Below are 6,349 nucleotides of genomic sequence, written 5' to 3'. Positions count from 1 at the left end.
ACCAATCTTTGGGTAATATTTCACCCATTGATTATTTAATAAAAACTGTTCCGGAGTCTCAAATGTGCGTGACGCGTACAAAAATTTGATTTTTTGAGTTTATTGTTGTAATATATATTTAGCTATAGCTTGATCCTTAAATAATTATAATTTATCCTTTTTAACAATTCCTTAATAGGAGGTATTATTATGGAAGCATTTTGTATGAAGTGTCGAGCTAAGAAAGAGATGAAAGACGCAAAAGAAATCACGATGAAGAATGGTAAACCTGCAAATCAAGGTGTTTGTCCGGATTGCGGAACGAAAATGTTCAAGATTGGTAAGGCTAGCTAAACTAAATTGTGAAAATAGAAAAGACCCTTCCGGGTCTTTTCTATTAATTAGCGGTATATTAATATTTACGCCCTCATCGTCTAGAGGCTAGGACACCGCCCTCTCACGGCGGAAACCGGGGTTCAATTCCCCGTGGGGGTACCAATATTTATATCTAAATAGCTAAATAATTTCAAATCACCCTGTATTATTGGTCTAATATTACAACCCCTTGCGATATGATTTCTATCCAAATAGGGCCACGATTGAATATTATTTCTTTGTTTTGACTGTCATAAAACTTAGTTCTCTGTTTTCTCGATAATTTTTTCCATGTTCCTGTAATTTCTTCCCCATCCATAAATACCTTAGCCTTACCGCTTCCTTGGCTATTAATATCTATACCATCTTCTACTTTCCAACTTTCTACATACTGTATGATTATATTTTTTGCCTTAATCTGTTGTTTTGAATTCTTATCTATATGTTCTTTTCCTGCAAGATTTCTTTTGTATTCATTATTAGATTTATCATAATAATAATCGACTTGATATTGTTTAAAAGAAAAATTGATAGTTATTTTTTCTTTATTCCCCCGTTTATTTTCTGATACATCATTCTTAAACTGATATTTATCATAATCAGCATTTGCGTCCCATTTTTTACTTTCCCCCGCCTTCCTTAGAAGATCTGTTGACGAGTATACATTATGAGGAGCAAATCTCTTTTTATCGCGCCAAAAATATTTGCCCAAGCTAAATTGGTCTAAGTTGTAAAAATTATCCAATTCTTTGATTAAAGCCAACGCATCTGCGCTCCCGCCTACGTGAGTGTAGAAAGCATTATATTCATCCGCAAATCTTACAAAATAAATTCTCGCGCTTCTTACAGGTCCAACTTCTTTTACGTCATTTTCAACGAAAAATGCTAAAAATCTAGTGATTCCACCTTCGGTTAATGCTTCGTAAACTAAGCCTGCTTTGTCTAGACCGGATTGAGGCCTTGAGGCGGGATGATTTTCAATCGCAGCCGCAATTGGCCTTCTTTTTGCTTTTTCTTCAGTAGTTAAAGCCCCATTAAGAGGTGATTCTATATTAAAGAGTGACACTTCTTTTTTAGGCTCGCTTACAACTTTTGTTTCTTCTTTTTTTGGTTCAATAACCGTTTCCTTTTTTTCTTTTGGCCATAAAAAAAATGCAGCTATTATGGATAAAAAAATCAATAATGCTGCAATTATTACTAACTTAATATTCTTTCTTTTTTTAGGCGGTTTTATGCTCGATTCTTTTTTTGCCTCTGTTTTTTTAACATGGATATCTATTATGTTTTTCATCTAATAAGATGATTAATAAATGGTTCCGGGGCAGGGACTCGAACCCCGATTAACGGATCCAAATTCCGTTGTCCTACCATTAGACGACCCCGGATTAAAAATAAAGTTATATATATTTTAGCAGAATTTATTGTTATAAAAAAGAATTAAAATTTATCTATCTTTTTCCAGCGTACGTCTTTCGCCGTGTCTTCCAGCTCAATACCTTTGTTCTTAAGCGAGACTCTAATCTCGTCAGCTTTTTTAAAATTCTTTACCCTGCGAGCGTTTTCTCGGTCTTTAATCAATATTTCAATCTCTACCGGTAGAATTTCTTCTTTTTTTATTTTTTCAAAGCTTAATCCAAAAACATGATCAAATTTCAATAGAAGGTTAAAGATTTTTTGTCCATCAGTTGAGGATAGTTTATTTAAATCTAAGAGCTTATTAACTTTGTTCAATAATTTAAATATTTCTGCAAATGCTTTAGGGGTATTTAAATCATCATTCATTGCTTGTTCGAATTTTTGATCAGATTTGTCTAATATGTCTGAAATGTTCAAACCAGATGTTTCTTTTTTAATTGACAGATATCTTCTAATATCATTATAAATACGGTTTAATGTTATTTGCGCCGCTTTGAGATTTCTTTTTGTGAAATCCAGTTTATCTCGATAATGAGCTTGAAGAGTTAGTAATCTATATGCTAAAGGGTTATAGCCTTCTTCTTGAAGGTCGGAGATTTTGATTAAGTTCCCTTCTGATTTACCCATTCGCCCTGATTTCACCAGTAAAAATTCCCCGTGCATCCAATAATTTACAAAAGGCTTACCCGTTAAAGCTTCTGATTGGGCGATTTCATTAGTATGATGAACCGGTATATGATCTATGCCTCCGGTATGAATATCTATCGTTTTCCCGAGATGTTTCATGCTCATTGTTGAACACTCGATATGCCATCCCGGGAATCCCCTGCCCCATGGCGAATCCCATTCCATTTGTCTCTTTTTATCTTTTGGAGAAAATTTCCACAGAGCAAAATCTGTTATATTTTTTTTGCCAATTACGCTTTTTATGCGTGCCCCTGCTTTTAGTCCTTTAATATCTAATTTGGCAAGCTTTCCATAATCTTTTAATTTGGAGGTATCAAAATAAACTCCATCTTTTATTACATATGTAAATCCTTTTTTTTCTAATTTTTGTATAAATTCAATCTGATCTTTTATATAATCCGTAGCTTTAGAAATTATGTCCGGTTTTTCAATATTAAGAGCTTCAGAGTCTTCAAAAAATACATGAGTATAAAAATTTGCAATATCCCAAGCGCTTTTATGTTCAAGTCTCGCCTCTTTTTCAATCTTATCCTCTCCTGTGTCACCGTCAGAGGTTAAGTGACCTACGTCTGTTATATTCATTACATGTTTAACTTTATAACCTTCGTATTTAAGATATTTTTTTAAAATATCAGCAAAAATATAAGTTCTTAGATTACCGATATGGGCATAGCCATAAACGGTTGGACCGCATGTATAAATCCCCACTTTTTTATTTTTTATGGGTTTAAACATTTCTTTATTTTTTGTAAGAGTATTATAAAGTTTTAGCATATTTCTAGTATATCATTTTTTATATACGTATAAAATAAAGCTACTAGAGCTTTTTTACAATATTAACTAAAAGTTTTTTATTTAGTATTTTTAGTATTCTTTTCTTCCCTCAAGTGCCCGTATTATGGTGACTTCGTCGGCATATTCTAAGTCACCCCCTACTGGTATGCCTCTAGCTATTCTTGTAATTTTAATACCTACGGGTTTTATCAATTGCTGTATATAAGAAGCGGTTGATTCGCCTTCTAGCGTAGGGTTTGTGGCTAATATTAGTTCCGTGACTTCTCTTTTTTTAACTTTTTCAACTAATTTATCTATAGTCAGATCCGCTGCTGTCACCCCATCTATTGGGGATATTGATCCTCCAAGTACATGGTAAGTACCTTTAAACTGTCCAGTTTTTTCCAAAGCAACAATATCTAAGGACTTTTCGACAACTGCTATAGTAGATTTATCTCTTGTAGGATTGGAGCATATGTCACAAGGGTCTGATTCGGCTATGTTATGACAGATAGTGCAATTTTTAAGATTTTTTTTAAAATCCCGAATCGTATCAGCAAACTTTTCTAGATCTTTTTCCTGTTTTTTCAGAAGACTAAAAGTAAATCTTTCCGCAGTTTTTGGGCCTACGCCCGGTAATTTTGAAAATTCTTCAATTAAATTTTTTATTGATCTAGGCAAATATTTCATTTTAAATCCCCCCTCAGATGTATTTTATAATTTAATCTTTTTGCAATGTAGGACTATTCATAAGATCCATTCTAAATTCTAAGCCATGATTTTTAAATCCAAACTTTTCGTATAAAGTATGAACTTTAGGCTTGGAATGCCTGCTAGTTGCTAAAATTTTGTAACAGTTATTTTTCTTGGCTTCTTCAATAAGGACGTTAATAATTTTTTTGCCTATACCCTGTTTTCGGTATTCTTCTTCTACATAAAGATTCTCAAAAAAGCCATAAGGTTCTTTATGTCGGCTATTCTTAATAATGTACAGAAAAGCCCAAGCTATTTCTTTATCATCGTTTTTAACGCTAAATTTTATCCCAGATATGCTGATATTTTTCTTTTGAATCTTCATTAGCTAGAGCCCCGGGATACCCAGATCTCCAAAGTCGCGCATTCTGGAAGCTGCATTATGCTGAGCTTTACCTAAAGCTTCTATGAAAGCTTCTTTAAGAGCTTTTTCTAATTGAAAAGCGTTATCTGGTGATAATAGCGATTCGTCAATTTTTATTTCTTGAGGTTTAAATTCGCCGGTCATAGTTATTTTAATTTTTCCGTCCAATCTTTCTGACTCAACTGTCATTTGCTTCAATTCTTGTTGAAGTTTTCTTAGCTGGTATATCTTTTTCATCTTATCAAAAGCCATATTTACCTCCTTTAGTAGTTAAAAATCAATATTGAATGTCCGATTGTTGTTAAAGGTTTTTTATCTTTTAGGAATGCGTATTGACCTTTAGCTTGGGCTTGCTGAAATAAAGTAACGCTAATTGCATAGTATCCTTGTTCGGGGGTTTTATCAGTATTCCATGCAATAAATTTATCTCCTAGATAGTATTCCGGATAATCAGCTCCCCCAAAATACTCGACCCTTATCTTTTCTATGTTATTGTTTTTTACGTATTTTGCAAGTCTTTTCATGTCTTGTCCCCAGTCTAAATTTGAATCAGTTACGTATCGCATTCCGTTTCTTGGTCCGCCAATAAGCTCGTTAAAATATGTTAAATAATAGGGGTATGTTTTTAGTGATGTAATAATAGCCCAACCAATAAGCAGAAAGAAAAATAAAGAAAAAGCAGTGTGGAAGGTTACCTTATTTTTAAATAATGATTTGACATCTTCAAAGCTGACTTTTTCTGCCATAAAGCTAATAAATACATAAATTAATGGAAAAATCGGCAGCAGATAACGTATCCCTAGATTTATTCGCGTTGATAAAGCAAACCCGACAAGAATTAATATAGGCGTGAGTAATATAACTTTTGCTTTATGGTCTTTATTTGGCTGACTTTTCCAGAACAAGACACTAATAATTATAAATATCATTGTCGGGACAGCAGTTTTAACCAAGAAAGCAACTATATAGTAATACCACCAGCCGTTAGAGACTTGTCCTAAAAGAAAAGAAGTATGACCACCCGTTGCATGCTGACTTACCATAAAGAATCCCAAGAAGTAATGACTGAGAGCTCTAAGTACTGGAACATCGGCTATTTTATTCAGAATATCTCTTGCTACACCCTTATCTAGTCCGTCATTAATTGACAAATGGAACATTTCTTTTGACATATTTATTGTTTGGAAGAAGTAAACAACCCAAACAATCATAAGAGCGATCATAGCTATTGAGAAAAAAGTTAAAAAGTAGCCAATAAATCTTCTTAAAAAATCCGAGTTAAAGAATCTAATAAATAATAATGAGCCCTTTTCATATTTTTTAGGCCTAATAATTAGATATAGTGCCACAAAGGCATAAGTAATTATAATTATCGGTGCTGAGAATTTAGTCAGCAAAGCAATGGCTAGAGTTATAGCCACAAGAAAAAATCTTTTCTTTGTGGGTTCCGCGAGGAATTTCCATAAAAAATATAGGTTGATAAACATAGTTGCGGCTATGCCTAGATCTGTGGTAACAAACCTACTATGCGCTATTATGTTTGCATCAAAAGCATATAGAGTTAATGCAAATAATCCAGCTTTGTTGCCATAAAGTTCTTTTGCCCATCTGTAAACAAAATATCCTAACAAGATTGAAAGCAGTATTACAGGTAATCGCCCCAAAAAAAGCATTAAATCAGCGTTATTTCCCGTTTTGTATAAAAAATTTGCTCCTTCTGACCATTGATCATTAACTCCGGCTTGCCATTGCTCAGTAGGAAAATTCGGACGTATGAATAGCAAAGGTACTGCCGCTAAATCTTTTATAAGGGGTGGATGTTCTGGGTTCAATCTGTAGTCCCCTTTTGTTAAATAAGAATAACCGGATACAATGTGAGGCACTTCATCTTCTATTGCAGAATCTCCTGCCATAGACGTTACAGCCACAAAGAACATCAAGGATAAGAGAAACGTAACCAAGAATTTTTGTGATTTTAGAAAGCTTGTTAATTTTTGCATA

General features: G+C 33.5%; 6 protein-coding genes and 2 tRNA genes. 1 reads left to right on the top strand and 7 read right to left on the bottom strand.

Annotated features, from left to right (window positions below):
• The first annotated feature begins 402 nt into the window (after positions 1-402).
• A tRNA-Glu gene (locus COX95_02985) sits at positions 403-477 on the top strand.
• Positions 478-520: 43 nt separating this feature from the next.
• Here the strand turns inward: COX95_02985 and COX95_02980 are convergent.
• The 7 genes from COX95_02980 to COX95_02950 form a co-directional block, all read right to left on the bottom strand.
• On the bottom strand, positions 521-1,645 hold the full coding sequence (locus COX95_02980) for a hypothetical protein (GenBank protein ID PIZ85806.1): 1,125 nt from the start codon (positions 1,643-1,645) through the stop codon (positions 521-523).
• A gap of 20 nt (positions 1,646-1,665) precedes the next feature.
• Positions 1,666-1,739 (bottom strand) — tRNA-Gln (locus tag COX95_02975).
• A gap of 52 nt (positions 1,740-1,791) precedes the next feature.
• The gene (locus COX95_02970) at positions 1,792-3,231 is read right to left on the bottom strand and encodes a cysteine--tRNA ligase (protein ID PIZ85805.1); all 1,440 of its coding nucleotides are present in this window, start codon (positions 3,229-3,231) and stop codon (positions 1,792-1,794) included.
• Between the two features lie 90 nt (positions 3,232-3,321).
• Positions 3,322-3,921: a recombination protein RecR gene (locus COX95_02965; GenBank protein ID PIZ85804.1), complete on the bottom strand. Its 600-nt coding sequence runs from the start codon at positions 3,919-3,921 to the stop codon at positions 3,322-3,324.
• Between the two features lie 31 nt (positions 3,922-3,952).
• Positions 3,953-4,309, bottom strand: coding sequence for a GNAT family N-acetyltransferase (locus COX95_02960; GenBank protein PIZ85803.1), 357 nt, complete (start codon positions 4,307-4,309; stop codon positions 3,953-3,955).
• Between the two features lie 3 nt (positions 4,310-4,312).
• Positions 4,313-4,600, bottom strand: a complete 288-nt coding sequence (locus COX95_02955) for a nucleoid-associated protein, YbaB/EbfC family (GenBank protein ID PIZ85802.1) — start codon at positions 4,598-4,600, stop codon at positions 4,313-4,315.
• Positions 4,601-4,611: 11 nt separating this feature from the next.
• Positions 4,612-6,348 carry a hypothetical protein gene (locus tag COX95_02950; GenBank protein ID PIZ85801.1) on the bottom strand — a complete coding sequence of 579 codons (1,737 nt, stop codon included), beginning with the start codon at positions 6,346-6,348 and terminating at the stop codon, positions 4,612-4,614.
• Position 6,349 lies beyond the last annotated feature (1 nt).

The organism is bacterium CG_4_10_14_0_2_um_filter_33_32 (assembly GCA_002792735.1).
Lineage (GTDB): Bacteria > Patescibacteriota > CPR2_A > CG2-30-33-46 > CG2-30-33-46 > CG2-30-33-46.
The sequence above is the reverse complement of the archived record's forward strand: the minus strand, read 5'-3'. Positions and strand labels throughout refer to the sequence as shown.